This window comes from Streptomyces sp. NPDC006733 (genome assembly GCF_040636125.1).
In the GTDB taxonomy this organism is placed as follows: Bacteria; Actinomycetota; Actinomycetes; order Streptomycetales; family Streptomycetaceae; genus Actinacidiphila.
Genome location: NZ_JBEYJD010000020.1, coordinates 96,094 through 121,888 on the forward strand (window position 1 = coordinate 96,094; position 25,795 = coordinate 121,888).

Here is a 25,795-nt window from a genome sequence, read left to right on the forward strand (position 1 = left end):
CGCCGCAGCGGGGTCAGTCGCGGCGGCGCAGCCGGGAGCGGACGTCCGACGGCGGCAGGAAGCGCGTCCAGCGCTCGGGGAACTCGGCGGGCGGCGGGTCGTCGGGGCCGAGGTCGCCGTCGTCGTCGAAGTCGTCGTCGCGGCCGTCCTCGGCGGCCCGCCGCCGGGCGGCGTCGGCGACCACCCGGACCGCGGCCGCCTCCAGCGCGCGGGCGTTCTGCTCGCGGGCGGCGGCGGTGGCCAGCGAGGGCCAGATGCGGTCCACCGCCGCGTTGACGGCGGCGCCAACCAGCACCGCGAAGGCCGAGATGCCGATCCACAGCAGCACCGCGACGGGCGCGGCCAGCGACCCGTAGATCGTCGGGCCCTCGACGGTGTTGGTGAGGTAGATGCGCAGCAGGAAGCTGCCGAGGACCCACATCATGAGCGCGATGAGGGCGCCCGGCACGTCCTCGTACCAGGGCGACCGCACGGGCACCGACACGTGGTAGAGCGTGGTGAGGAAGGCGATCGACACCAGTAGCACGACCGGCCAGTACAGGACGTGGATCGTGCCCTGGCTGCGCGGCAGCACCGACACGAACGCGTCGGGCCCGGCGACCATCAGCGGCAGCACCAGCGCGCCGACGACGAGCGCGATGATGTACAGCAGCAGGGCGAGCAGCCGGGTCTTGACGATCCCCCGGTGCCCCTCCAGGCCGTACATGATCGTGATGGTGTCGACGAAGACGTTCACCGCGCGGGAGCCCGACCAGAGCGCGATGACGAAGCCCAGCGAGATGAGGTCGGGCCGCCGCCCGTGGAAGACGCTGTCCACCAGCGGGCGCACCAGCTGGTTCACGCCCTTGTCGGACAGGACCGTCGCGGAGGCGGTGAGGATGTTCTCGCGCAGGTGCGCGATCGTGTCGGTGCGGATGACGGTGTCGACGTAGCCGAGCGCGCCGACGAGGCCGAGCAGCAGCGGCGGCAGGGACAGCAGTACGAAGAAGGCCGCCTCCGCGGCGAGTCCGGTCACCCGGTACTCGATGGAGGAGTTGACGGTGTCCTTCAGCAGCAGCCAGCCGACCTTGCGCTTCGACACATTCCGGTACAGGGCCCGAGCCCTGCCCCAGCGGCCGGGAGGCCGCGCTTTTCTTCCATCCGCTGCGTGCACGCGCCTACGGTATCCGCCTCCGGCGAAGCCGGTCCCCTCCCCGTCGGGCGCCCGGGCCGGGCCGCCCCGCGACAGGGCGTCGCCTACCGCGCGGCGCGCGCGGACGCCTACGGTTGCTGCCATGAGCGCCCCCACACACACGGTGACCAACCAGCCTCCGCCGCTGGTCGGATATGACGTCCACGCCTCCGACGCCGCACTCGTCGAGGCCGTGGAACGCCATGCCGCCCCGGAGCGGCTGGCGGAGATCCAGGACGAACTGGGGGAGCTGGGCCGGGCCGCGGGCTCGGCCCAGGGGCAGCGCTGGGGGGACGAGGCGAACGCCAGTCCCCCCGTGCTGCGCACCCACGACCGGTACGGCAACCGGATCGACGAGGTCGACTTCCACCCGTCCTGGCACCGGCTGCTGGGGCACGCGGTGTCGTCCGGTCTGACGGACGCGTGGTCGCGCCCCGACGGGCACCTGCGGCGCGCGGCCGGGTTCCTGGTCTGGTCGCAGGCCGAGGCCGGGCACGGCTGCCCGGTGTCCATGACGCACGCGGCGGTGCCGGCGCTGCGCGCGGACCCGGCGCTGGCCGCCGAGTGGGAACCGCGGCTGCGCTCCCGGATCTACGACCGGCGGCTCGCCGCACCCGGCGAGAAGCCGGGCGCGCTGTTCGGGATGGGGATGACGGAGAAGCAGGGCGGCTCCGACGTCCGCTCCAACACCACCGTCGCGCAGCCGCTCGCCGAGGACGGCAGCTACGCGCTGACCGGCCACAAGTGGTTCTGCTCGGCGCCGATGTCCGACGGCTTCCTGGTCCTGGCGCAGGCCCCGGACGGGCTCAGCTGCTTCCTGCTGCCGCGGGTGCTGCCGGACGGGACCCGCAACGTCTTCGCGATCCAGCGGCTGAAGGACAAGCTCGGCAACCGCTCCAACGCCTCGTCCGAGGTGGAGTTCGACGGGACGTGGGCGCGCCGGGTCGGCGACGAGGGCCGCGGGGTGGCGACCATCATCGAGATGGTCGCGGCGACCCGGCTGGACTGCGCCGTCGGTTCCGCGGCCCTCATGCGGCAGGCGGTCGCCCAGGCGGTGCACCACACCACGCACCGCGGCGCGTTCGGCGGCCCGCTCGTCGACAAGCCGCTGATGCGCAACGTCCTGGCGGACCTGGCCCTGGAGTCCGAGGCCGCCACGACCACCGCGATGCGGCTCGCCGCCTCCTACGACACCGGCACGGAGCAGGAGCGGCACTTCCGGCGGCTGGCCGTCGCCGTCACCAAGTACTGGGTGACCAAGCGCTGTCCGGCCGTCGCGGTGGAGGCGATGGAGTGCCTGGGCGGCAACGGGTACGTGGAGGAGTCGGGGATGCCCCGGCTGTTCCGCGAGTCGCCGCTGAACTCGGTCTGGGAGGGTTCGGGCAACGTCCAGGCGCTGGACGTGCTGCGGGTGCTCCGGCGCGATCCGATGGCACTGAACGCGTTCCTCACCGAGATCGGCCTGGCCCGCGGCGCGGACCACCGGCTGGACGGCGCCATCAAGAACCTGCTGACCGAACTGGCCGACCTGGACGGTGCGGAGGCCCGCGCCCGGCGCATCGTCGAGCGGATGGCCGTGATCCTCCAGGGCTCCCTGCTCGTGCGGTTCGCCCCGCCCGCCGTGGCCGACGCGTACTGCGCCTCGCGTCTCGGCGGTGACTGGGGAGCGGCGTTCGGCACGCTCCCGCACACGCTCGACCTGGCCTCGATCGTGGAGCGCGCCCGGCCGCTCACGGACTGAGGCGGCGGGGGCGCGGCAGCGGCCGCCTGCCGTCGGGGACCGGAGAGACGGGGCCGCCACCGCGCTGCAGAGGGGTGGCGCCGCGCCGACTCGGCGCCACCCCCCGGTTCGGGTGCCCCCGAAATCCGGGGGCAAGCGTGCCGGCTCCACCGCCCCCGGCGGGGCCGCGCACGGCCCCGCCGGCCCGCGCCGACGGCCACCCGGGGACAGTGGATGTCGATCTGGCGGGAAACGCTCTTGCGGCGGCGCGCCGTACGGTGAAATGGACCGCTCGGCGCCACGGGCAGCGCTCGCGTCACTGTCCGCCGGACCGTCGCGCACCCGCAACGGTTGCAGCTCGTTGCACTGGGTATGCCGATTGCCCGGGCATCGCGGGCATGACAGCGGGACGATGGACGGCAGCACTCGAGAAGCAGGCGAACCGGGGGCAAAGTGACACACCCGCCGATCGGCCCGGGCCGTCTCGGGGCCATGGGCGTCCGCGAGTCGGCACGGCTGCTCGCCCGCGTGCACGACGCCGCCCTGGCCGGCGACCCGCCGCCCGCGACGCCCCGCCCGGTCATCAGCGAGTCCTGGCTGCGGGTGCGGAGCCATGGTGTGGATCCGGACACCGGCCGGCACGCCGGCCTGCTCCCCACCGAGGAGCTCGAACACCGTCGGCGGTCCTCGCCGCTGGCCGACGTCATGCCGCAGCTGCGCGAGGGCCTGGTGACGGTGGCCGACGTCGCCTGGCACATCATGGTGGTCACGGACCACGACGGCCGGGTGCTGTGGCGGGACGGCAGCCTCGCCGTGCGCAGGAGCGCCGACCGGCTCGGGTTCGCCGAGGGCGCGTCCTGGGCCGAGGACACGGTCGGCACCAACGCGATCGGCACCGCTCTGGTGACCCGGGCACCGGTCCAGGTGCACTCCTCCGAGCACTTCGTCCGCACCCACCACGCGTGGACCTGCGCCGCGGCTCCGCTGCACGACCCGCGGGACGGCCGGCTGCTGGGCGTGGTGGACGTCAGCGGCCCGGCCGCCACCATCCACCCGGCGACGCTGTCGCTGGTGACGGCGGTGACGCGGGTCGCCGAGGGCGAGCTGCGGCTGCGCCACTGGGCGTCCATCGAGCGGCTGCGGGCCATCGCGGCGCCGCTGCTCGCGCGGCTGGCGGGGCGGGGGCGCACCGCCGTGGCGGTGGACCTCAACGGCTGGACGGCCGCGGTCACCGGCATGGCGCCGCCGGACCGGGTGGCGCTGCCGGCGGCCCTGCGGGCCGGCGAGCTGTGGCTGCCGAGCCTGGGCGTGTGCGCGGTCGAACCGCTGCCCGGGGGCTGGCTGATCCGGGTCGGCGACGGCCGGGACCCGGCGGGCCCCGCGAGCCGGGTCGTGCTGGACGTCAGCCGGCCGCGCGCCTGGACGGTGACGGTCTCGGGGTCGGCGGGCAGTTGGACGCAGCAGCTGAGCCCGCGCCACGCGGAGCTGCTGTTCGTGCTGGCGCTCCATCCCGGCGGCCGCAGTGCGGCGCAGCTGGCGCGGGACCTGTTCGGGGACGGCGGGCGGACGGTGACGGTCCGCGCGGAACTGTCGCGGCTGCGCCGCAGCCTCGGCGGAGTGCTGGCACACCGGCCGTACCGCTTCGCGGAGGGGGTGGACGTGGAGCTGGTGCGCCCCGCGGACGGCTTCGACCTGCTGCCGCACTCCCTGGCACCGGCGGTCCTGGCCGCGCGCGGTTGACCCCGCGCGTGCGCGGTCGAGGGGCGGGTGCTCTCAGAGCTCGTGCGCCCACGGCGGGTTGGGGCCGCGCACCGCGCAGGTAGCCGCCGCCACCGCCGTGCCCAGGGTGACCGCCTCCTGGACGTCCTCGGCCGTGAGTGCGGCCAGCCGGCCGCCCAGCCGGCCCGCGGCGTGCAGGTGGTGCAGGAGGCCCGCCATGAACGCGTCGCCCGCGCCGACCGTGTCGACGACGTCGGACGGGCGGACGGGTACGTGCAGCCGGGTTCCGTCCAGCGACGCGAGGGCGCCCTCCGCGCCGAGGGTGATGACGACGAGCGGGACGCCGAGGGCGTGCCACTCGTCGCAGGCCTTCTCCGGCGGGGTGTCGGGGTGCAGATGGGCGAGGTCGTCGTCGCTGAGGCGCAGGATGTCGGCCGCCGCGCACCAGCGGGGCAGCCGCTGCCGGTAGCGGCTGGGGGGTACCAGGCCCGTCCGGACGTTGGGGTCGATGCTGATCGTGGTGCGGGGGCGCAGGTCGTCGAGCAGTTCCTCGACGCGTCCCGCCCCGGGGTCGCGCACCAGGGCCAGGGAGCCGGTGTGCAGGCAGGCCGGGTCGGCGGGCAGCCCGGCCGTCAGCTCGGCCGCCGTCCACTGCCAGTCGGCGGTGCCCTCGGCGTGGAAGGAGTAGCGGGCGCGGCCGGCCGCGTCGAGGTCGGCGACGGCGAGCGTGCTGGGCTCGGCCGCGTCCGGGCAGCCGGCCAGGTCCACGCCGGAGCCGGCCAGCCGCTCGCGGAAGAGCCGGCCGAAGACGTCGCCCGACAGCCGGCCGAGGAAGCGGGTGGGCGTGCCGAGGCGGGCCAGCGCGACCGCGGTGGTGGCGGGGCCGCCGCCCGGCACGACGGCCAGGTCGAGCCCGGCGGCCGGCTCGCCGGACCGGGGGGCGGCGAAGGCGTCGGCGACGCATTCGCCCAGGACGACGACGGGACGGCTGGCACTCATGCGGGACAGCGTACGAGCCCGTGCCGGGTGCGCGGCAGGGCTCACAGGGGCGCGGCGGCCGCGATCCGGCGCCCGGACCGCGCCGCTTAGGCTGTCGGCATGAGCATCAGCGTCACCACCTGGTCCCTGGAACAGACCTCGCCCGCGGATCTGCGGCCGTCGGCCGTGCCCGCCGCCGGGGCCGGGGTCCGGGTCGTGGCCGCCGAGGTGCCGTCCCCGGACTTCAGCCGCTTCCTCTACGCGTCGGTCGGTGCCGACTGCCAGTGGACCGACCGGCTGGGCTGGACGTACGGGCGCTGGCAGGCGCATCTGGAGCGGCCGGGCTCGGAGACGTGGGTCGCGTACGAGCGGGGCACCCCGGCCGGGTTCGTCGAGCTCGATCCGCAGGACGACGGCGTCGTCGAGATCATGTACTTCGGGCTGCTGCCGGCCTTCCGGGGGCGCGGGATCGGCGGCCACCTGCTGTCGTACGGGACCGCCCGCGCCTGGGACCTGGCGGGCCGGTGGCCGGGGCGGGACGCGACGAAGCGGGTGTGGGTGCACACCTGCGATCTGGACGGGCCGCACGCGATGGCCAACTACGAGCGGCGCGGCTTCCGGCTCTTCGACACCCGGACGGCGGACGAACCGGAGCCGGTGGTCCCGGTCGGCCCGTGGCCCGTGGAGCAGTGACGCAGAACACAACGTCTCACCAGGTGGGATATTCTGGTCCACATACTGGATGACGGTGGACTGCCCCGAGACCCGCATGCCACGCTTCCGACATGTCCCGCACTGGAATCGCCTTGGTAGGTCGGCCGCACGTCGACTTCTGCCGCGTGTCCAGCGCCATCTGTCCGGCGAGCTGATCGCGCCGCGCCGATCGGCGCCGGCAACCCGCCACCCTCTCGTGCCGTGGTCGCGCATGCGCCCCGCCGCTGCCAACTGCCCTGATCGTTTTCAGGTTTCCGCAGGCCATAGGGTGCACCCGCGCTAACACCGACGTATTCGCCGCTGCCCGAAGGACGCATCGCCATGGCCTCCACTCCTGATCAACCAGCCGACACCTCGGCCCGCCGCAAGGCCGGACGCCACCGTGGTGAGGGCCAGTGGGCCATGGGCCACTTCACGCCGCTCAACGCCAACGAGCAGACGAAGAAGGACGACGACGGTCTCAACGTGCGGACACGCATTGAGACGATCTACGCCCTGCGCGGCTTCGACTCGATCGACCCCGCCGACCTGCGCGGCCGCATGCGCTGGTGGGGCCTGTACACCCAGCGCCGGCCCGGGATCGACGGCGGCAAGACCGCCGTCCTGGAGCCGCACGAGCTGGACGACGAGTACTTCATGCTGCGGGTCCGCATCGACGGCGGCCGGCTCACCACCGAGCAGCTGCGCGTCATCGGCGAGATCTCGCAGGAGTTCGCCCGCGGCACCGCCGACCTGACGGACCGGCAGAACATCCAGTACCACTGGATCCGCATCGAGGACGTCCCGGAGATCTGGCGCCGGCTGGAGGCCGTGGGCCTGTCCACGACCGAGGCGTGCGGCGACACCCCGCGCACCATCCTGGGCTCGCCGGTCGCCGGGATCGCGGCCGACGAGATCATCGACGGCAGCTCCGCGATCGACGAGATCCACGCGCGGTACATCGGCTCCAAGGACTTCTCCAACCTGCCGCGCAAGTTCAAGACGGCGATCTCCGGGTCGCCGCTGCTGGACGTGGCGCACGAGATCAACGACGTCGCCTTCGTGGGCGTCGAGCACCCCGAGCACGGCCCCGGCTTCGACCTGTGGGTCGGCGGCGGGCTCTCCACCAACGCCAAGCTGGGCGTGCGGCTCGGCGCGTGGGTCGCGCTGGAGGACGTCAGCGACGTCTGGGCCGGGGTCATCGGCATCTTCCGCGACTACGGCTACCGGCGGCTGCGCAACCGCGCCCGACTGAAGTTCCTGGTCGCCGACTGGGGCAGCGAGAAGTTCCGGCAGGTGCTGGAGGACGAGTACCTGCACCGCAAGCTCACCGACGGCCCCGCGCCGGTCCACCCCGAGCAGCAGTGGCGCGACCACGTCGGCGTGCACCGCCAGCACGACGGCCGCTTCTACGTGGGCTTCGCGCCGCGGGTCGGCCGGATCGACGGCTCCACGCTCACCAAGATCGCCGAACTGGCCGCGGAGCACGGCTCGGACCGGCTGCGCACCACGGTCGAGCAGAAGATGATCGTGCTGGACATCGAGGAGCCCCGGGTCGAGTCGCTGGTGTCCGGCCTGGAGGCGCTCGGCTTCCAGGTGGCCCCGTCACCGTTCCGGCGCGGCACCATGGCCTGCACCGGGATCGAGTACTGCAAGCTCGCCATCGTCGAGACCAAGGCGCGCGGCGCCGCCCTCATCGACGAGCTGGAGCAGCGGCTGCCCGGCTTCGACCAGCCGCTGACCATCAACGTCAACGGGTGCCCCAACTCCTGCGCCCGCATCCAGGTGGCGGACATCGGCCTCAAGGGCCAGCTGATCACCGACGAGAACGGCGAGCAGGTCGAGGGCTACCAGGTGCACCTGGGCGGCAGCCTCGGTCTCGACCCCGGCTTCGGCCGCAAGGTGCGCGGCCTGAAGGTCACCTCCGCGGGCCTCGGCGACTACGTCGAGCGCGTGCTGCGCCGGTTCCAGGAGGAGCGCGAGGACGACGAGCGCTTCGCGACCTGGGCCGCCCGCGCCTCCGAGGAGGCGCTGTCATGACCGAGCGCGCCGCGCCGTTCTACTGCCCCTACTGCGGGGACGAGGATCTGCGCCCCTCCGAGGAGAAGGTCGCGCACGGATCGGGCGCCGCCTGGGAATGCCGGGCGTGCAACCGGGCCTTTCAGTTGAAGTTCCTCGGCCTGCTGGCCCAGGGACTCCACCAGAACCCCCCGACCGGAGGCGAGTCGTGACCACCGCACAGCACACCGCCGAAGACCTGCGCGACCTGGCCGAGCAGGCGGGCCGCGACCTGGAGGACGCGTCCGCGCCGGAGATCCTGCGCTGGGCCGCCGAGACGTTCGGCCCGCGCTTCTGCGTCACGTCCTCGATGGAGGACGCCGTCGTGGCGCACCTGGCGTCCCGCGCCTTCCCGGGCGTGGACGTCGTCTTCCTCGACACCGGCTACCACTTCCCCGAGACCATCGGCACCCGCGACGCGGTGGGCGCCGTGATGGACGTCAACCTCATCACGCTGACCCCGGTCCAGAGCGTCGCGGAGCAGGACGCCCAGTACGGGCCGAAGCTGCACGACCGCGACCCCGACCTGTGCTGCGCGCTGCGCAAGGTCAAGCCGCTGGAGCAGGGCCTGACCGGGTACGACGCCTGGGCCACCGGGCTGCGCCGCGACGAGTCCCCGACCCGCGCCAACACCCCGGTCGTCGGCTGGGACGAAAAGCGCCGCAAGGTGAAGGTCTCCCCCATCGCCCGCTGGACGCAGGCCGACGTGGACGCCTATGTCCTGGAGCACGGCGTGCTGACGAACCCGCTGCTGATGGACGGCTACGCGTCCGTCGGCTGCGAGCCGTGCACCCGCCGGGTGCTGGAGGGCGAGGACGCCCGTGCCGGCCGCTGGGCCGGCCGCGGCAAGACCGAGTGCGGGCTGCACGGCTGATGACCACTCAGATATCCCAGGAGCCAGAGATGAGCGTGACCGCGAGCCCGCGGGAGGCAGGCGCCACGGTGTGGCTCACCGGGCTGCCCAGCGCCGGCAAGACCACGGTCGCCTTCGCGCTGGCGGAGCGGCTGCGCGGGGCGGGCCACCGGGTGGAGGTGCTGGACGGCGACGAGATCCGCGAGTTCCTCTCCGCCGGGCTGGGCTTCACCCGCGAGGACCGGCACACCAACGTGCAGCGGATCGGCTTCGTCGCCGAACTGCTGGCCTCCAACGGGGTCAAGGTCCTGGTCCCCGTCATCGCTCCCTACGCGGACAGCCGTGAGGCGGTCCGCGAGCGCCACCGCAAGCAGGGCACCCCGTACCTGGAGGTGCACGTGGCCACGCCCGTCGAGGTGTGCTCGGAACGCGATGTGAAGGGGCTGTACGCGAAGCAGGCCGCGGGCGAGATCTCCGGGCTCACCGGGGTCGACGACCCGTACGAGGCGCCCGAGGCACCGGATCTGCGCCTCGAGACCCACGGGCGCACCGTCGAGGACTCCGCCGTGGCGCTGGAAGCGCTGCTCGTCGAAAGGGGACTGGCACTGTGACCACCGTCGCCGCAACCACTGATCCCACCGTGGAACTGAGCCACCTGGACGTGCTCGAGTCCGAGGCCGTGCACATCTTCCGCGAGGTCGCGGGCGAGTTCGAGCGTCCGGTGATCCTCTTCTCCGGCGGCAAGGACTCCATCGTCATGCTGCACCTGGCGCTGAAGGCGTTCGCGCCCGCCGCGGTGCCGTTCTCGCTGCTGCACGTGGACACCGGCCACAACTTCCCCGAGGTGCTGGAGTACCGCGACCGCACGGTCGCCGAGCACGGGCTGCGGCTGCACGTGGCGAGCGTGCAGGACTACATCGACGACGGCCGGCTGCGCGAGCGCCCCGACGGAACCCGCAACCCGCTGCAGACCGTGCCGCTGCTCGACGCGATCGCCGAGGGGAAGTACGACGCCGTCTTCGGCGGCGGCCGGCGCGACGAGGAGAAGGCCCGCGCCAAGGAGCGCGTCTTCTCCCTGCGCGACGAGTTCGGCGCCTGGGACCCGCGCCGCCAGCGCCCCGAGCTGTGGCAGCTCTACAACGGCAGGCACGCGGCCGGCGAGCACGTCCGGGTCTTCCCGCTCTCCAACTGGACCGAGCTGGACGTGTGGCAGTACATCGCCCGCGAGCGCATCGAGCTGCCGGAGATCTACTTCGCGCACGAGCGGGACGTCTTCGCCCGCAGCGGCATGTGGCTGACGGCGGGTGACTGGGGCGGCCCGAAGCCCGGCGAGAGCGTCGAGCGGCGGACCATCCGCTACCGCACCGTCGGCGACATGTCCTGCACCGGCGCGGTGGACTCCGACGCCTTCACCATCGACCAGGTCATCGTGGAGATCGCCGCGTCGCGGCTCACCGAGCGGGGCGCCACCCGCGCCGACGACAAGATGTCCGAGGCCGCGATGGAAGACCGCAAGCGCGAGGGGTACTTCTAAATGACCACCATCAGCGACATCACCAGCGCCGAGCAGATCGCGGCCACCTCGCAGCTGCGCTTCGCCACCGCCGGCTCCGTCGACGACGGCAAGTCCACCCTGGTCGGGCGGCTGCTGCACGACTCCAAGTCGGTGCTGACCGACCAGCTGGAGGCCGTCGAGCACGCCTCGCGCCGCCGCGGCCAGGAGGCGCCGGACCTGGCGCTGCTCACCGACGGCCTGCGGGCCGAGCGCGAGCAGGGCATCACCATCGACGTGGCGTACCGCTACTTCGCCACCCCGCGGCGCCGCTTCATCCTCGCCGACACGCCGGGCCACGTGCAGTACACCCGCAACATGGTCACCGGCGCCTCGACCGCGGAGCTGGCCGTGGTGCTCGTCGACGCCCGCAACGGCGTCGTGGAGCAGACCCGGCGGCACGCCGCGGTGGCCGCGCTGCTGCGCGTCCCGCACGTGGTGCTGGCCGTCAACAAGATGGACCTGGTGGAGTACGCGGAGCCCGTCTTCGCGGCCATCGCCGAGGAGTTCACCGCGTACGCGGCGTCGCTCGGGGTCCCGGACATCACCGCGATCCCCATCTCGGCGCTCGCCGGGGACAACGTCGTGACCGCGTCCGCGAACATGGACTGGTACGGCGGCCCCACCGTCCTGGAGCACCTGGAGACGGTGCAGGTCGGGACCGACCAGACGGACGCCCCGGCCCGCTTCCCGGTCCAGTACGTGATCCGGCCGCAGACCGCCGAGCACCCGGACTACCGCGGCTACGCGGGCCGGATCGCCTCCGGCGTCCTGCGGGTCGGCGACGAGGTGACGGTCCTGCCGTCCGGCGCGACCAGCACCATCACCGGCATCGACGCGCTGGGCGAGGCCGTGGACGCCGCCCGGGCGCCGCAGTCGGTGACCGTGCTGCTCGCCGACGACCTGGACATCTCGCGCGGCGACCTGATCGCACCGACCGCCTCCGCGCCGGCGACCACCCAGGACGTCGAGGCGACCGTCTGCCATCTGCACGAGCGGCCGCTCAAGGTCGGCTCCCGGGTGCTGCTCAAGCACGCGACGCGCACGGTGAAGGCCGTCGTCAAGGAGCTGCCGTACCGCATCGACCTGACGGCCGGGCTCGCGCACGAGTCGGGACCGGAGCAGCTCGACGTCAACGACATCGGCGCGGTCGTGCTGCGCACCGCCGAGCCGCTGCCGCTGGACGCGTACGCGGACTCGCGGCTGACGGGCTCCTTCCTGCTGATCGACCCGGCGGACGGCACGACGCTGACCGCGGGCATGGCGGGCGAGGCGTTCGCCGCACCGGCCGCGGCGGGTGCGTCCGCCGCGGACAGCGAACAAGAGGGGTGGGACTTCTGATGGTCACCGAGGCTTACAGCGGCTTCGCCAAGGAGGGCGGCCGTGTCGGCAGCGGCCTCCTGGGCGCGGGCACGGGCGGGGTGGCGCGATGTGCGCGCTGACCGCTGAACCGCGCAACCGCATCCGGGTACGCCCGCACCACCGAAGACCTGACGACTTCCCGGCAGCGCCCCGTTAGGCGCGCTCCGGACCTCCGAGAGGAACACCTCCCGTGTCTGCCGCAAGAACCACCCGCAGCCTGAAGCGAACGATCGCCGCTGCCGCGACCCTCCCGCTGCTCTTCGGCGCTCTCGCCGCCTGCGGGTACGGCTCGAAGTCCGACGACACGAAGGACAGCAGCGCTGCCCCGGTCGCCAGTTCGGGAGCCAAAAAGCTCTCCGCCGACACGGTGAAGATCGGCTACTTCCCGAACCTCACCCACGCCACCGCGCTCGTCGGCCTCAACCAGGGCCTGTTCGCGAAGGAGCTGGGCGGCACCGCCATCAAGACCCAGACCTTCAACGCGGGCCCGGCCGAGATCGAGGCACTGAACGCCGGCTCCATCGACATCGGCTGGATCGGCCCCTCGCCGTCCATCAACGGCTACACCAAGTCGAAGAGCACCAACCTGCGGATCATCTCCGGCTCCGCCTCCGGCGGCGTGAAGCTGGTCGTCAACCCCGCGAAGATCAAGACCCTGGACGACCTCAAGGGCAAGAAGATCGCGACCCCGCAGCTCGGCAACACCCAGGACGTGGCCTTCCTCAACTGGATCGCCGAAAAGGGCTGGAAGGTCGACGCGCAGAGCGGCAAGGGCGACGTCTCCGTCTACCGCACCGACAACAAGGTGACCCCCGACGCCTACAAGTCCGGCTCCATCGACGGCGCGTGGGTGCCGGAGCCGACGGCGTCCAAGCTGGTCTCCGAGGGCGCCAAGGTGCTGCTCGACGAGCGCGACCTGTGGCCCGACAAGAAGTTCGTGATCACCAACGTGATCGTGTCGCAGAAGTTCCTGGCGGCGCACCCGGACGTCGTCGAAGCGGTGCTGCGGGGTTCGGTGAACACCAACGCCTGGATCACGGCCAACCCGGACCAGGCGAAGGCCGCCGCCAACGCCCAGCTCAAGAAGGACACCCAGAAGGCGCTGCCCGCCGAGGTGCTCGACCCGGCGTGGACGAGCATCCAGGTCATCGACGACCCGCTCGCCAAGTCGCTGACCTCCGAGGCCGACCACGCCGTCAAGGCCGGTCTGCTGAAGAAGCCCGACCTGGCCGGGATCTACGACCTGACGCTGCTCAACAAGGTCCTCACGGCCGCGGGCAAGCCCACCGTGGACGCGGCGGGGCTCGGCAAGCAGTAGCAGCACCGCCGCACGGCAGCAGCAACCGGAAGCACGCCGGTGTCCGGCCCGCACGGGCCGGACACCGGCGGCCCGCAGCACGCACCGCCCGCCCACGTACCAGGAGGTGACCGGATGGCCACGGCAGTCTCGACCACCGAGCAGCACAGCGCGGACACCGCCGTCGAAGACGGCACGCCCGCCGTTCGGATCGACCACGTCCACAAGGTCTTCGGCCGTCCGGGCTCCACCGCCCAGGCCGTGCTCGACGACATCACGCTCGACGTCCGCCCCGGTGAGTTCGTCTGCCTCCTCGGCGCCTCCGGCTGCGGCAAGTCGACCCTGCTCAACCTGGTCGCGGGCCTCGACCAGCCGACCGCGGGCACCATCACGGTGCCCGGCGGCGGCCGGCCGGCCCTGATGTTCCAGGAGCACGCCCTCTTCCCGTGGCTCACCGCGGGCAAGAACATCGAGCTGGCGCTGCGGCTGCGCGGGGTGCCGCGCGCCGAGCGCCGTGCCGAGGCCGAGCGGCTGCTCAGCCTGGTGCGCCTCGACGGCTCCTACGGCAAGCGCGTCCACGAGCTGTCCGGCGGCATGCGGCAGCGCGTCGCGCTCGCCCGCGCCCTGGCGCAGGACTCCAACGTGCTGCTGATGGACGAGCCGTTCGCGGCGCTGGACGCCATCACCCGGGACGTGCTGCACGGCGAGCTGACCCGCATCTGGGCCGAGACGGGCGTCTCCGTGCTGTTCGTGACCCACAACGTCCGCGAGGCCGTCCGGCTCGCGGAGCGCGTGGTGCTGCTGACGTCCCGGCCGGGCCGGGTCGCCCGCGAGTGGACCGTCGACATCCCGCAGCCGCGCCGCATCGAGGACGCCGCCGTCGCCGAGCTGTCCATCGAGATCACCGAAGAACTGCGTGGGGAGATCCGCCGACATGGCCAGCACTGACACCGTTCCCGGCGACCGGGCGGCCAAGGACGGCGACGCACCGGCGCAGGACCTCGCGGGCCTGGAGGCCGGGCTCGACGCCCTGGACGCCGTCCAGGTCCGGAGCACCCCGTTCACCCAGGTCCTGGTCAAGAAGGTGCTGCCGCCGGTCTCGGCGGTGGCCCTGGTCCTCGCGGTGTGGCAGCTCGCCGTGCTCGCCGGGTTCGCCCCGGAGACCAAGCTGCCCGCCCCGCGGGCGGTCGCCGACAGCTTCATGACGCTGTGGAACGAGGGCGACCTCTTCGGGATCATCTGGACCAGCGTCGAGCGCGGGCTGCTGGGCTTCCTGGCCGCGGTCGCCCTCGGCACCCCGATCGGGCTCGTGGTGGCCCGCGTCCCGTTCGTGCGCGCCGCCATCGGGCCGATCCTGTCGGGCCTGCAGTCGCTGCCGTCGGTGGCCTGGGTGCCCGCCGCGGTCATCTGGCTCGGCATCACCGACTCCGCGATGTACGCGGTCATCCTGCTCGGCGCCGTGCCCTCCATCGCCAACGGCCTGATCTCCGGCATCGACCAGGTGCCGCCGCTCTACCTGCGCGCCGGCCGCACGCTCGGCGCCTCCGGGATCAGCGGCGCCCGGCACATCCTGCTGCCGGCCGCGCTGCCCGGCTACCTGGCCGGGCTCAAGCAGGGCTGGGCCTTCTCCTGGCGCTCCCTGATGGCCGCCGAGCTCATCGCCTCCTCCCCCGACCTCGGCACCGGGCTGGGGCGCTACCTGGAGAACATGCGCGAGGGGTCCGACATGCCGGGCATCTTCCTCGGCATCATCCTCATCCTCGTCGTCGGCATCGCCATCGACCTGCTGATCTTCAGCCCGCTGGAACGGCGCGTGCTGCGCAGCCGCGGCCTGGTGTCCAGGAGCCAGTGATGGACAGGCCCGTGCTTCTCGTCATCGCCCACGGCAGTCGCGACCCGCGCCATGCCGCGACCGTCCACGCGCTGACCGAGCGGGTACGGGCCGCCCGGCCGGGGCTCCGGGTCGTCACCGGCTTCCTGGACTTCTGCGCGCCGACCGTGGCGCAGGTGCTCGACCGCCTCGCGGCGGAGGGGGTCCGCGACGTCGTCGCGCTGCCGCTGCTGCTCACCCGGGCCTTCCACGCGAAGGCCGACATCCCCGCCGTGCTGCGCGAGTCGACCGCCGCGCACCCCCGGCTGCGGGTCGCGGTGGCCGACGTCCTCGGCCCCTCGCCCCTGCTGACCGCCGCCCTGGAACGGCGGCTGGCCGAGGCCGGGATCACCCCCGGCGACCGCTCGACCGGGGTCGTACTGGCCTCGGCGGGCTCCACCGACCCGGAGGCGATCGCAGTGATCGCTGAAATCGCGCGGGAGTGGCGGCACACCGGTTGGTGCGCCGTGCGGCCTGCGTTCGCCTCCGCATCCCTTCCCCGCACCGAGGACGCGGTCCGGCAGCTCCGGGCCGAGGGTGTGCGCCGGATCGCCGTCGCCCCGTACGTCATCGCGCCCGGGCGCCTTCCCGACCGCATCGTCGTCGGCGCCCGCGAGGCCGGCGCCGACGCCCTGGCCCCCGTGCTGGGCGCGGCCCCGGAACTCGTCGAACTGCTGCTGGAGCGCTACGCCGGAGCCCTGCTCCCCCGCCGGGCGCTGCTCTCGGCCTGACGCGGCAGGGGGCGGGCCTCAGGGATGCGGGGCGTGATCCCTGGCGGGAGGGCGGCCTCCTGAGCACCGGAAAGGTACGACCCCTGACGGGACGGATAGGGAGAAATACCTCGCAAACTCCCCTTCTGTAGGCGTGGCTTGGCTTATTCATCCCATCACTGTGCGATTGGTTTCCTTAGGCGATCTTTATACGTGTAAGGGACCGGCGTCTTTCCGGGGTGGGGGTAGCCTCACCTGCATGGGGGAGAACCCCCACCACCAAGTCACCTGGAAGCCTGATGGGGAGACCGCCTTCCAGCCCCTAGCGTCATGGATGAAGCAAGCGGTGCGGTGCCGCTGCCATGACAAGGGGGAACCGTGAGTCGCGGACGCGCACACGGCAGCAAAATGGGAATCGCTGCGGCAATGGGCGGCTGGAGCGCTCGGCACCGCTGGACCGCTGTGATCGGCTGGCTGGTCTTCGTGGTGCTCGCCCTCGCCATCGGCCAGATGGCCGGGCGGGTGGACGCCAGCCAGGAGGAGGGCCTGCCGGGCGAGGTCAGCCAGGCGGCGGGGATCATCGACGACGCGGGCATCAAGGGCGCCGCCGGCGAGATGGTGCTCATACAGGTCACGGCCGGCGGCACGGTGCAGGATCCCGCGGTCCGCACCGCCGTCGACGAGGTGATCACCGCGGTCAAGGGCACCGGCCAGACCGCGAACGTCACGTCGCCCTACGACACCAAGGCGATCTCCGCGGACCAGAAGTCCGCGCTGGTCCGCTTCGACATGACCGGCGACAAGAAGACCGCCAAGGACCGCGTCACCAAGGTCACCGACGCCGTGGCCGCGACCCAGGCCAAGCACCAGGACCTGCGCATCGACGAGTTCGGCGAGGCCAGCTCCGAGAAGGTGCTCGGCGACGCGTTCGGCGACGACTTCAAGACCGCAGAGTTCTCCGCGGTCCCGGTCGCGCTGGGCATCCTGCTGATCGCCTTCGGCGCCCTGGTCGCCGCCCTGCTGCCGGTCCTGCTCGCGGTGACCGCGTTCGTGGCCACCACCGGCCTGGTCGCCGTCGTCAGCCACCTGGTGCCGATGAGCGACACCGCCAACTCCGTGATGCTGCTGGTCGGTCTGGCCGTCGGCGTCGACTACTGCCTGTTCTACCTGCGCCGCGAGCGCGAGGAGCGGGCCGCCGGGCACGACGCGCAGACCGCCATCAAGATCGCCTCGGCGACGTCCGGCCGCGCCATCCTGATCTCCGGCATCACCGTGATCGTCGCGATGGCCGGCATGCTCTTCACCGGGATCGCGGACTTCAAGGCCATGGGCGTGGCCACCATGATGGTCGTCGCGGTCGCCATGTTCGGCTCCGTGACCGTCCTGCCCGCGCTGCTCTCGCTGCTCGGCCACCGCGTCGAGAAGGGCCGCATCCCGTTCCTCAACCGCGCCCGGAAGAACTCCCCCCGGCGCACGGCGGCCGGCGACGGCAGCCGCTTCTGGACCGCCGTCCTCACCCCGGTGCTGCGCAACCCGAAGACCGCCACCGTCATCGCGGGCGGCGCCCTGCTCCTCGTCGCCGCCCCGGCGCTCGGCCTGCACACCGCCAACCTGACGATGAATCAGGAGCTCGGCAGCGGGCTGCCCATCATCCAGACCTACGACCGCATCAACGAGGCGTTCCCCGGCGGCCCCGACCCGGCCCACGTGGTCGTCAAGGCCGACGACATCAACTCCGCACCGGTCCGGCAGGCGATCGAGGCCTTCCGCGCCGAGGCCGTCGCGAAGGGCGCCAGCAAGGGCCCGGTGACCGTGGTCGTGCACGCCAAGGAGAACGTCGCGGAGATCGACGTCCCGCTGGCGGGCGGCACGGACAAGGCGAAGGCCGAGGCCGGGCTGGTCCAACTGCGCGACGAGGTACGGCCCGACACGCTCGGCAAGGTGGCGGGGCTGGAGGCGCCCATCACCGGTCAGACGGCCGGCTCGATGGACTTCACCAACAAGATCACCAGCAGCGTCCCGCCGGTCTTCGCCTTCGTGATCGTCTTCGCCTTCATCCTGATGCTGCTGTCCTTCCGCTCCCTGACCATCGCCGCCACCTCCATCGTCCTGAACCTGCTGTCGGTGGGCGCGGCCTACGGTGTCCTGGCCGCCGTCTTCCAGCACGGCTGGGGCGCGGGGCTGGTGGGGGCCCACGGGACCGGCGCGGTCGTCGCCTGGCTGCCGCTCTTCCTCTTCGTGATCCTCTTCGGGCTGAGCATGGACTACCACGTGTTCGTGGTCTCCCGGATCCGTGAGGCCAAGATGCGCGGCCTCAGCACCCAGAACGCCATCCAGCACGGCATCACCACCACGGCGGGTGTCGTCACCAGCGCGGCGGTCATCATGGTCGCGGTGTTCGCCATCTTCGGAACGCTCTCCATGCAGAGCATGAAGCAGATGGGCGTCGGCCTGGCGGTGGCCGTCCTCATCGACGCGACCGTCATCCGCGGGGTCCTGCTCCCCGCCGTCATGGCCCTGCTCGGCGAGCGCAACTGGTACCTGCCCAAGTGGCTCGGCTGGCTCCCGGACATGACGCACGACGAGGCCGTCCTGGCCCCGCCGGCCCCGGCGGCCGCCCGCCCCCACGAGGAGTACGACACGGCCCGCGTCTGACCCTCCCCCCACCCGCCGCCGGCCCGGTCTCTCACGGGGGAGACCGGGCCGGCCCCTGTCCATCGCGGCTCCCCCGCGACCATCGCCCCCCGCCACCGCCGGCTCCTCAGCCGGCGGTGGCCGCGTGTCGGGCCGCGTACCGGCGCGCCTTGGTGCGGTTGCCGCAGACGCGCATCGAGCACCAGCGGCGGCTGCGGTTCTTGGAGACGTCCCAGAAGACCCAGGCGCAGCCGTGCTCGGCGCAGCGCTTGAGGCGGGCGGCGTCGCCCGTGACGACCAGTTCCGTCCAGGCGACGGCGACCAGCGCCAGCGCCCCGCGGACGGGCGGCAGTTCCGGCGCCGGGACCAGGGCGGCGGACGCACCCCGCCCGACGGTGGCCAGCAGCGGGAGTTCGCGCAGCGCCTCGTCCGCGGCGGCGGTCAGGCCCGGGTCCGGGGCGTCGCCCGCGTGGACCCCCAACTCCTCGCGGATGCCGGCGCGCAGCCGCAGGCAGAGGTCGTGGTCGGCGGCGGAGACCGGGGTGCCGGCCTCCAGCAGCCCCCGCTCCGCCAGCCAGCCGGCGAGCCGGCCGGGCGCGTCCAGGTCGTCGGTGCCGAGCTCGACGTCGACGGTGTTGGCGAACGCCTCGACCAGCCGGGCCGAGGGCGGTGCTTCGATCACGGGCCACCTCCTGGGAGCACGCACCAGTCTACCGCGGGATAACCGGCTAACCGCTTGACCGGTTCGACGGCCGATGGAATGCTCGGCGGTGCGGCCAACCAGTCAAAGCGTTGGACGGTTAGGGGACCTTCCATGAGCACCCAGGCGCTGCCCGCGGCGGGGACGCCGGTGCGGACCGCCGATCCGCGCGGGACCCGCAACACCGTCGTGCTGCTGGCGTTCACCGCGATCACCAACCTCGCGGACGGGATCACCAAGATCGCGCTGCCGGTGCTGGCCACCCGCGTCACGAGCTCCCCCGGCGCCGTCTCCCTGGTCGCGCTCACGCTCACCCTCCCGTGGCTGCTCGTCTCCCTCCCGGTCGGCGTGCTCGTCGACCGCGCCGACCGGCGCCGGCTGCTCTGGCTGGCCAACGGGATCCGGCTGCTCGCGGTCGGCGGCCTGCTGCGGATCGTGGCCACCGGGGACGTCACGCTCCCGGCGCTGGCCACCGCGGGGACGGTGCTCGGCGTGGCCGAGGTGATCGCGCTGACCTCGGAGTCGGCGCTCGTCCCCGCGATCGTGCCGCGGGCCGGTCGGGAGCGCGCGAACGCCTGGATCACCGGCGTCGAGACCGCCGCCAACGAGTTCTGCGGCCCCTTCGTCGGCGGGCTGCTGCTGGCCGTGGGCGCCGGCGTCGCCCTCGGCACCACCTGGGTCGCGTATCTCGCCGCCGCCCTGGTCCTGCTGCTGCTCACGGGCCGCTTCCGCGCGCGCCGGGACGCGGCGCGGAGCGCGCCGGCGGGGGCCGGGCAGTTCACCGAAGGGCTGCGCTACCTGTGGCGGCACCGGCTGCTGCGCACCATGGCGCTCATCCTGACGGTGCTGTGCGCGAGTTGGGGCGGCTGGCTGGCCCTGATGCCGCTCATCGCGAAGGAGCTGATGGGGCTCTCCCCCCGCGAGTACGGCGTCGTGCTCAGCGCGCTCGGGATCGGCGGCCTGGTCGGGGCGGTCACCGTCGGCCGGGTCAACCGGCTGCTCGGCCACCGCTGGGCGATGTTCGCCGACCTCGTCAGCACGCTGGCGATGATGGCCGTCCCGGTCCTCACCACCAGCCTGTGGGCGGTCGCGACGGCCGCCTTCCTCGGCGGCATGGGCGGCACCCTGTGGTCGGTCAACGCCCGGCTCGTCGCGCAGAACCTCGTGCCGGACGCCGTCATGGGCCGCTTCAGCAGCGCGGCCCGCCTGCTGAGCTGGGGCGCCATGCCGCTGGGCGCCGGGCTCATCGGCGTCCTCGCCGAGGCGTTCGGGATACGGGTCGCCTTCCTCGTCTTCGCCGCCGCCGTCGCGGCCACCGTCCCGCCGTTCCTGCGCGTCGTCACGGCGGCCGAACTCGGCAAGGCCGTCTGAGCGGGCTACCGCTGGTAGCGGGCCAGTACGCGGTTGCCGTCGGAGACCAGCCGGTGGCGCAGCTCGTCGAGGCCGATGGCGCCGCTGTAGTACTCCTGGAACGCGGGCGTGGCGACCTTGTCCTTCCACTCGGCGTAGCCGCGCACGGACTGGGCCGGCGCCGAGCGGAGGTAGGGCGCCAGCGCGGTCCCGGTGGACCAGCCGTTCCGCTCGGTGCGCAGCGCCGGGTCGCGCAGGGCGGCCGTGGCGGTGGGCAGCATCCAGTCGCCCTTGGCGAGCCGGACCACGTTGTCGGTGCGCAGCAGGAAGTCGATGAACGCGACGGCCTCCTTCTTGTGCGCGCAGTCCTCGGAGACCGACAGCGTCTGCGGGCTGACGCCCTGCGCGCGGTTGCCGCCGGGCCCGGCGGGGGCGGGCAGCACGATCCAGTCGAAGCCCTTCGGGGCCTGCTGCTGGATCTGCTGGCGGTAGGAGAAGCCGAGCGGGACCATCGCGTACTTGCCGGCGAAGAAGCCGGGGAGGGTGTCCGAGCCGCCCATGCCCAGCGTGGTGCGCGACGCGCTGTGGTCGGTGTTGACCAGGTCGTGGATGACGCGCGGCACGACCTGGTCGGCGGCGTCGAAGCGGACGGTGACCTTGTCGTCGGCGCCGCGCGTGAAGATCTGCCCGCCGGTGGACAGCGAGAGGTTGAGGGTCGAGCTGACCGGCTCCTTGAGCGGCCAGGCGACCCCGTAGGTGCCGCCGGCGGTCAGCGTCTTGGCGGACTGCCGGAACTCGTCCCACGTCCAGGGGGTGTCGGCGGTCGGGACGCGGACGCCGGACTTCGCCAGCAGCGCGCGGTTGGCGATGATCATGCGCGGTTCCTGGAGGAACGGCACCGCGTACACGCGCCCGCCGAAGGTCGCCGTCTGCCAGGAGGCCGCCGGGATCGCGTCGCGCAGCGACGGCGGGAGCAGGCCGCCCAGGTCGGCGAGGTCGCCGCCGTACGCGAAGTCCGCGAGGTCGTCGGAGGCGTCGTGGATGATGTCCGGCGCCTCACCGCCCTCGAAGGAGGTCAGCAACTGGTCGTGGACGCTGTCCCAGCTCCCCTGCACGTACTCGACCCTGACGTCCGGGTGGGTGCGGTTCCACTCGGCCACCAGCTCCTTGTTGGCGGCGACGGAGTCCTGCTGCCAGGCCAGGCTCTGGAAGCGGAGCGTGATCCGCCCGTCGTCGGAGCCGTCGCCGCCGCCCGCGCAGCCGGCCGCCAGCAGGGCGAGCGCGGCGCCGATAGCGGCCGCGCGGCGGACGAGCCGGAACCGGCTCCGGGCGGGCCGGCGCATCAGCCCTTCACCGCCCCGGCCACCATGCCGCCGGCGATCCGCCGCTGGATCAGGGCGAAGAGCAGCAGGCTGGGGAGGGTCGCGAGGAGCGCGGCGGCGGCGAGCGGCCCGAGGTCCGCGACGCCCTCGGCGCCGATGAAGTGGGTGAGGATGATCGGCATGGTCTGCTTCTCCGGGGTTTTCAGCAGCACCAGCGCGAAGAAGAACTCGTTCCACGCGGTGATGAAGGCGAACAGGCCGGTGGCGACGATGCCGGGGGCGAGCAGCGGCGCGGTGATCGACACGAGGGTGCGCAGCCGGCCCGCGCCATCGACCGCGGCGGCCTCCTCCAGCTCGCGCGGCACGGCCCGGACGTACCCCGTCAGCATCCACAGCGCGAACGGCAGCGTCCAGACGACGTAGACCATCACCAGGCCCGGCAGCGCGTTGATCAGGTGCATCCGCTTGAGGATCAGGAAGAGCGGGATGATGACCAGCACGAACGGGAAGGCCTGGCTGACCACGACCCAGCCGGTGGCGGTCCGGCTCAGCCAGGAGCGGTGCCGGGCCATCACGTACGCCATCGGCGTCGCCAGGAGCACCGCGACGGCGGCGGAGGCGACCGCCACCAGCAGGCTGTTCAGGGCGGCGTGCAGCAGCGGCTGCTCGTCGAAGGCCTGCCGGAAGTTGTCGAGGGTGGGGTTCCGCGGCCACCAGGTGGGGTGCAGGCTGGCCAGCTCGCGCGGCGGCTTGAAGGCCGTGGAGACCAGCCACAGCAGCGGGAACCCGAGGAAGACCAGGTAGCCCAGCAGCGCGAGGTACTGGCCGGTGCGGCCGGCCCGGCGCCTGATCAGCCGGTCGCGGGCGGTGGTCACTGGTCGTCCCCCTTGAGCCGTCCCGCCAGGTACACGGCCAGGAGTACCGAGATCACCGCGACCATCACGCAGCCCATGGCCGCCGCGTAGCCGAACTGCCCGTAGCGGAAGGCCTCTTCGTAGGCGAAGAGCATCGGCAGCCGGGTGCGGCCGCCGGGGCCGCCGCTGGTGAGCACGTAGACCAGCGCGAACGAGTTGAAGCTCCAGATGAAGTTGAGCGCCGTCATGGCGAGCGCCACCGGCCGCAGCGCAGGCCAGGTCACCGTGCGGAACCTGCGCCAGGCGCCGGCGCCGTCCACCGCGGCGGCCTCGTGCAGCTCGCGCGGCACGTTCTGCAGCCCGGCGAGGAGCGCGACGGTGGTGGTCGGCATCCCGGCCCAGACGCCGACGACGATCACGGCGGGCAGCGCCGTCGACAGCCCGGCCAGCCAGTCGGTGCCGTCGCCCAGGTGGAGCCGGCGCAGCGTCTCGTTGAGCACGCCGGCGTCCGGGTGGTAGACCAGCCGCCACATGATGCCGACGACGACCTCGGGCATCGCCCAGGGGACGATGGCCAGCGCGCGGGCGAGCCAGCGCATCCGCAGCGGCTGGTTGAGCAGCAGCGCGAGGCCGAGCGCGAGCAGGAACTGGGGCACGGTCACCCCGACCGCCCACACCAGGCCGATCCGGAACGAGTCCCAGAAGAGGGTGTCGTGCAGCAGGTCGGAGAAGTTCTGCAGCCCGGTCCACCGGGTCGGCTGCGTCCGGCCGGACTGGGAGTCGGTGAACGAGAGCCCGATGCCGTACAGCAGCGGTCCGACGCTCAGCAGCAGGATCGGGATCAGGGCCGGCAGGACGAGGAACCACACACCGCGGTCGGGTCGCCGGGGGCGGGTCCTGGATGGCGCGGTGGCCGTGGTCACGGCAGGCGGCTCCTTTGCACGGCTCGTCGGACGGTCCGCCCGGCCGGCGCGGGCCCCGTCGGCCCCCGCCATGGTCCGGACCGCCGGGCGGTCCGTCAAGACCAGGTGACGGCGCGTCGGGTCCGCGCCGGGCGGCGGCGGGGGCGACCCCGGGGCGGCCCCCGGCGCGGGTCGCGGCCAGGTGCGAGACTGTCGCTGATCATTCGGACGGGGACGGCGGAGGGTGCGGTCGTGGGGCAATCGGGCACGGCGTTCACGGAGGAACGGGCACGGGCCGTGCTGGCGGCGGCTTCGGTCCCCGGCACGGCACCGGACGCGGCCGGGGCCCGGCTGCTGGCGCTGGGCGAGAACGCGGTGTTCGCGGTGGGCGACGGGCTCGTCGTCAAGATCGGCCGCGACGCCGAACTGCTGGAGCGCGCCGAGCGCGAGGTGCGGATCGCCGGCTGGCTGGCGGAGCACGGTGTGCCCGCGGTGCGGGCCGCCACGCCCCGGGCGCGGCTGGTCGACGGGCACCCCGTCACGTACTGGGCGCGGCTGCCCGAGCCGGTGCGCCCCGCCGGGCCCGCCGACCTCGCCGGGCTGCTGCGACTGGTGCACGCGCTGCCGGAGCCGTCAGGCCCCGCCGCGCCCGCGCTGCCGCCGCGCGAGCTGCTGGGCGGGGTGGAGCGCTGGCTGCGCCTGGCGGGCGACGCGATCGACCCGGCGGACGCCGCGTACCTGCGCGGCCGGCGGGACGGGTTCGCGGCGGCCGCCGCAGCGCTGGCGCCCCGGCTGCCGCGCGGCCCGATCCACGGCGACGCGCTGCCGCGCAACGTCCAGGTCGGCCCCGAGGGACCGGTCCTGGTGGACCTGGAGACCTTCTCCACCGACCTGCGCGAGCACGACCTGGTGGTGATGGCGCTCAGCCGGGACCGCTACGGCCTGGACCCGGCCGCCTACGACGCCTTCACGGCGGCCTACGGCTGGGACGTCCGCGAGTGGGACGGCTGCACGGTACTGCGCGGCGCGCGGGAGACCGCGAGCTGTGCCTGGGTCGCCCAGCACGCCCCCGCCAACCCGGCGGCCCTCGCCGAGTTCCGCCGCCGCGTCGCCTCGCTGCGCGACGAGGACCCCACCGTCCGCTGGTACCCGTTCTGACCCACGGGCACCGGCAGACCCGCCGTCACCGACGGCCGCCGGCGCCCCGGCCCGTGCGCGGCCCCCGGAGGGGTCGGCTCCCACGGACGGGTCGGCCCGCCGCGGGCCACGCGCGTCAGTGGCCGCCCGGAACGTCCGGTTCGTCCAGCACCTCGGCGGCGGAGCCGGTGCGCTGCTGCGGCAGCAGGACGTCCAGCCGCAGCGGCCAGGACGCGTCGACGACGGCCTCGGGGTCGCGGTCGCGGCGCAGCCACTTCTGGTAGCCGGTGGCCCAGTCGGTGTACCAGCGGACCTGGGAGCGGTGCAGGTCCCACAGGTCGGCCTCGCCGGCCTGCGGGTACCGCTCCCCGAGCGCGCGGGCGACCCGGACGGCGGCGAGCGCGTCGGCGCCCGCCTCGTGCGCGTCGTCCAGCACCACCCCGTACACCGCGCAGGCGGCCTCCAGATTGCGCTTGCCCTTGCGGTACTTGTCCAGCGCCCGGTCCATGACCAGCGGGTCCAGGACCGGGCCGACGGCGGGGCCGGGGGCGCCGCCGAGGCCCGGCAGCCCGTGGCGGCGCAACTCGGCGGCGAGCAGGCTCAGGTCGAAGGGGGCGTTGTAGACGACGACCGGGACGCCGTCCGCCCAGTACCCGCGCAGCGCGCCGGCTATCTCGGCGACGGCCTCACGGGCGGGGCGGCCCTCGGCCACGGCCCGCTCGGTGGTGATGCCGTGGATCGCGGTCGCGCCCTCGGGGATGGCGACGCCGGGGTCGACGAGCCACTCCCGGTGCCGTATCGGCTCACCGCCCTTGACCTCGGTGACGGCGGCCGTGACGATCCGCGCCTCGTGCGGATCCGTCCCCGTCGTCTCCAGGTCGAAGCCGACCAGAAGCTCCCGATGCCATGCCAT

The 25,795-nt window shown here is 73.4% G+C and carries 24 protein-coding genes; 17 read left to right on the plus strand and 7 right to left on the minus strand.

Translation table 11 applies throughout. The features are described from left to right. Positions 1-13 precede the first annotated feature (13 nt). Positions 14-1,153: a YihY/virulence factor BrkB family protein gene (locus ABZ721_RS19435; protein WP_358789848.1), complete on the minus strand. Its 1,140-nt coding sequence runs from the start codon at positions 1,151-1,153 to the stop codon at positions 14-16. Positions 1,154-1,274: 121 nt separating this feature from the next. Here ABZ721_RS19435 and ABZ721_RS19440 point away from each other — a divergent pair, with 121 nt between their 5' ends. Together ABZ721_RS19440 and ABZ721_RS19445 are read left to right on the plus strand one after the other, a co-directional pair. Continuing rightward, on the plus strand, positions 1,275-2,912 hold the full coding sequence (locus tag ABZ721_RS19440; protein ID WP_358789849.1) for an acyl-CoA dehydrogenase family protein: 1,638 nt from the start codon (positions 1,275-1,277) through the stop codon (positions 2,910-2,912). 471 nt (positions 2,913-3,383) lie between these two features. Then, positions 3,384-4,631 carry a GAF domain-containing protein gene (locus ABZ721_RS19445; RefSeq protein WP_358789850.1) on the plus strand — a complete coding sequence of 416 codons (1,248 nt, stop codon included), beginning with the start codon at positions 3,384-3,386 and terminating at the stop codon, positions 4,629-4,631. Between the two features lie 33 nt (positions 4,632-4,664). On the opposite strand, the gene ABZ721_RS19450 is transcribed toward ABZ721_RS19445, so the two are convergent. Further along, entirely contained in the window at positions 4,665-5,609 is a 945-nt protein-coding gene (locus ABZ721_RS19450; protein WP_358789851.1) for a carbohydrate kinase, read from the minus strand. 99 nt (positions 5,610-5,708) lie between these two features. Between ABZ721_RS19450 and ABZ721_RS19455 the strand changes: the two genes are divergently transcribed. From ABZ721_RS19455 to ABZ721_RS19515, 13 genes are all read left to right on the plus strand, one after another. Then, positions 5,709-6,281, plus strand: a complete 573-nt coding sequence (locus ABZ721_RS19455; RefSeq protein ID WP_358789852.1) for a GNAT family N-acetyltransferase — start codon at positions 5,709-5,711, stop codon at positions 6,279-6,281. Positions 6,282-6,373: 92 nt separating this feature from the next. Continuing rightward, positions 6,374-6,457 carry a putative leader peptide gene (locus ABZ721_RS19460; protein ID WP_331283982.1) on the plus strand — a complete coding sequence of 28 codons (84 nt, stop codon included), beginning with the start codon at positions 6,374-6,376 and terminating at the stop codon, positions 6,455-6,457. Between the two features lie 166 nt (positions 6,458-6,623). Continuing rightward, complete coding sequence (locus ABZ721_RS19465) at positions 6,624-8,321, plus strand: nitrite/sulfite reductase (protein ID WP_358789853.1); 1,698 nt, start codon at positions 6,624-6,626, stop codon at positions 8,319-8,321. Further along, positions 8,318-8,512: a hypothetical protein gene (locus tag ABZ721_RS19470; protein ID WP_358789854.1), complete on the plus strand. Its 195-nt coding sequence runs from the start codon at positions 8,318-8,320 to the stop codon at positions 8,510-8,512. Before ABZ721_RS19465 ends, ABZ721_RS19470 begins: the two co-directional genes overlap by 4 nt. After that, positions 8,509-9,213, plus strand: a complete 705-nt coding sequence (locus ABZ721_RS19475) for a phosphoadenylyl-sulfate reductase (RefSeq protein ID WP_358789855.1) — start codon at positions 8,509-8,511, stop codon at positions 9,211-9,213. Before ABZ721_RS19470 ends, ABZ721_RS19475 begins: the two co-directional genes overlap by 4 nt. A 29-nt stretch (positions 9,214-9,242) precedes the next feature. Next, a complete protein-coding gene (gene cysC, locus ABZ721_RS19480) occupies positions 9,243-9,803 on the plus strand; it encodes an adenylyl-sulfate kinase (protein WP_358789856.1) in 561 nt (186 codons plus the stop codon). Continuing rightward, positions 9,800-10,726, plus strand: a complete 927-nt coding sequence (gene cysD, locus ABZ721_RS19485; protein ID WP_358789857.1) for a sulfate adenylyltransferase subunit CysD — start codon at positions 9,800-9,802, stop codon at positions 10,724-10,726. The genes cysC and cysD overlap by 4 nt, the downstream gene beginning before the upstream one ends. Beyond that, positions 10,727-12,085: a GTP-binding protein gene (locus ABZ721_RS19490; RefSeq protein WP_358789858.1), complete on the plus strand. Its 1,359-nt coding sequence runs from the start codon at positions 10,727-10,729 to the stop codon at positions 12,083-12,085. It begins immediately after the preceding gene. Positions 12,086-12,296: 211 nt separating this feature from the next. Beyond that, positions 12,297-13,424, plus strand: coding sequence for an aliphatic sulfonate ABC transporter substrate-binding protein (locus ABZ721_RS19495; protein WP_358789859.1), 1,128 nt, complete (start codon positions 12,297-12,299; stop codon positions 13,422-13,424). A 114-nt stretch (positions 13,425-13,538) separates the two neighbouring features. Beyond that, positions 13,539-14,351, plus strand: coding sequence for an ABC transporter ATP-binding protein (locus tag ABZ721_RS19500; RefSeq protein ID WP_358789860.1), 813 nt, complete (start codon positions 13,539-13,541; stop codon positions 14,349-14,351). Continuing rightward, on the plus strand, positions 14,338-15,255 hold the full coding sequence (locus ABZ721_RS19505; RefSeq protein WP_358789861.1) for an ABC transporter permease: 918 nt from the start codon (positions 14,338-14,340) through the stop codon (positions 15,253-15,255). The genes ABZ721_RS19500 and ABZ721_RS19505 overlap by 14 nt, the downstream gene beginning before the upstream one ends. Then, on the plus strand, positions 15,255-16,004 hold the full coding sequence (locus tag ABZ721_RS19510) for a sirohydrochlorin chelatase (RefSeq protein WP_358789862.1): 750 nt from the start codon (positions 15,255-15,257) through the stop codon (positions 16,002-16,004). The genes ABZ721_RS19505 and ABZ721_RS19510 overlap by 1 nt, the downstream gene beginning before the upstream one ends. 387 nt (positions 16,005-16,391) lie before the next feature. Next, positions 16,392-18,638: an MMPL family transporter gene (locus ABZ721_RS19515; protein ID WP_358789863.1), complete on the plus strand. Its 2,247-nt coding sequence runs from the start codon at positions 16,392-16,394 to the stop codon at positions 18,636-18,638. Positions 18,639-18,744: 106 nt separating this feature from the next. On the opposite strand, the gene ABZ721_RS19520 is transcribed toward ABZ721_RS19515, so the two are convergent. After that, a complete protein-coding gene (locus ABZ721_RS19520; RefSeq protein WP_358789864.1) occupies positions 18,745-19,299 on the minus strand; it encodes a CGNR zinc finger domain-containing protein in 555 nt (184 codons plus the stop codon). Between the two features lie 132 nt (positions 19,300-19,431). Here ABZ721_RS19520 and ABZ721_RS19525 point away from each other — a divergent pair, with 132 nt between their 5' ends. After that, positions 19,432-20,688, plus strand: coding sequence for an MFS transporter (locus ABZ721_RS19525; RefSeq protein WP_358789865.1), 1,257 nt, complete (start codon positions 19,432-19,434; stop codon positions 20,686-20,688). A gap of 5 nt (positions 20,689-20,693) precedes the next feature. Here ABZ721_RS19525 and ABZ721_RS19530 read toward each other — a convergent pair whose 3' ends face one another. The 3 genes from ABZ721_RS19530 to ABZ721_RS19540 are packed head-to-tail and all read right to left on the minus strand — an operon-like array spanning position 20,694 to position 23,766. Continuing rightward, the gene (locus ABZ721_RS19530; protein ID WP_358789866.1) at positions 20,694-22,010 is read right to left on the minus strand and encodes a sugar ABC transporter substrate-binding protein; all 1,317 of its coding nucleotides are present in this window, start codon (positions 22,008-22,010) and stop codon (positions 20,694-20,696) included. After that, entirely contained in the window at positions 22,010-22,843 is an 834-nt protein-coding gene (locus tag ABZ721_RS19535; protein WP_358789905.1) for a carbohydrate ABC transporter permease, read from the minus strand. Before ABZ721_RS19535 ends, ABZ721_RS19530 begins: the two co-directional genes overlap by 1 nt. A gap of 17 nt (positions 22,844-22,860) precedes the next feature. Further along, entirely contained in the window at positions 22,861-23,766 is a 906-nt protein-coding gene (locus ABZ721_RS19540) for a sugar ABC transporter permease (RefSeq protein ID WP_358789867.1), read from the minus strand. Between the two features lie 231 nt (positions 23,767-23,997). Here ABZ721_RS19540 and ABZ721_RS19545 point away from each other — a divergent pair, with 231 nt between their 5' ends. Further along, positions 23,998-24,903, plus strand: a complete 906-nt coding sequence (locus tag ABZ721_RS19545; RefSeq protein WP_358789868.1) for an aminoglycoside phosphotransferase family protein — start codon at positions 23,998-24,000, stop codon at positions 24,901-24,903. A gap of 115 nt (positions 24,904-25,018) precedes the next feature. Here the strand turns inward: ABZ721_RS19545 and ABZ721_RS19550 are convergent, their stop codons facing one another. Then, positions 25,019-25,795, minus strand: coding sequence for a 3'-5' exonuclease (locus tag ABZ721_RS19550; RefSeq protein WP_358789869.1), 777 nt, complete (start codon positions 25,793-25,795; stop codon positions 25,019-25,021).

What these genes read in the sequence shown, in the direction of transcription:
- ABZ721_RS19440 (WP_358789849.1), top strand. Translation starts at nt 1,275, where the DNA reads ATGAGCGCCCCCACACACACGGTGACCAACCAGCCTCCGCCGCTGGTC.
- ABZ721_RS19445 (WP_358789850.1), top strand. Translation starts at nt 3,384, where the DNA reads ATGGGCGTCCGCGAGTCGGCACGGCTGCTCGCCCGCGTGCACGACGCC.
- ABZ721_RS19450 (WP_358789851.1), bottom strand. Translation starts at nt 5,609, where the DNA reads ATGAGTGCCAGCCGTCCCGTCGTCGTCCTGGGCGAATGCGTCGCCGAC.
- ABZ721_RS19455 (WP_358789852.1), top strand. Translation starts at nt 5,709, where the DNA reads ATGAGCATCAGCGTCACCACCTGGTCCCTGGAACAGACCTCGCCCGCG.
- ABZ721_RS19460 (WP_331283982.1), top strand. Translation starts at nt 6,374, where the DNA reads ATGTCCCGCACTGGAATCGCCTTGGTAGGTCGGCCGCACGTCGACTTC.
- ABZ721_RS19465 (WP_358789853.1), top strand. Translation starts at nt 6,624, where the DNA reads ATGGCCTCCACTCCTGATCAACCAGCCGACACCTCGGCCCGCCGCAAG.
- ABZ721_RS19470 (WP_358789854.1), top strand. Translation starts at nt 8,318, where the DNA reads ATGACCGAGCGCGCCGCGCCGTTCTACTGCCCCTACTGCGGGGACGAG.
- cysC (WP_358789856.1), top strand. Translation starts at nt 9,243, where the DNA reads ATGAGCGTGACCGCGAGCCCGCGGGAGGCAGGCGCCACGGTGTGGCTC.
- ABZ721_RS19490 (WP_358789858.1), top strand. Translation starts at nt 10,727, where the DNA reads ATGACCACCATCAGCGACATCACCAGCGCCGAGCAGATCGCGGCCACC.
- ABZ721_RS19500 (WP_358789860.1), top strand. Translation starts at nt 13,539, where the DNA reads ATGGCCACGGCAGTCTCGACCACCGAGCAGCACAGCGCGGACACCGCC.
- ABZ721_RS19505 (WP_358789861.1), top strand. Translation starts at nt 14,338, where the DNA reads ATGGCCAGCACTGACACCGTTCCCGGCGACCGGGCGGCCAAGGACGGC.
- ABZ721_RS19510 (WP_358789862.1), top strand. Translation starts at nt 15,255, where the DNA reads ATGGACAGGCCCGTGCTTCTCGTCATCGCCCACGGCAGTCGCGACCCG.
- ABZ721_RS19515 (WP_358789863.1), top strand. Translation starts at nt 16,392, where the DNA reads ATGGGAATCGCTGCGGCAATGGGCGGCTGGAGCGCTCGGCACCGCTGG.
- ABZ721_RS19525 (WP_358789865.1), top strand. Translation starts at nt 19,432, where the DNA reads ATGAGCACCCAGGCGCTGCCCGCGGCGGGGACGCCGGTGCGGACCGCC.
- ABZ721_RS19530 (WP_358789866.1), bottom strand. Translation starts at nt 22,010, where the DNA reads ATGCGCCGGCCCGCCCGGAGCCGGTTCCGGCTCGTCCGCCGCGCGGCC.
- ABZ721_RS19550 (WP_358789869.1), bottom strand. Translation starts at nt 25,795, where the DNA reads ATGGCATGGCATCGGGAGCTTCTGGTCGGCTTCGACCTGGAGACGACG.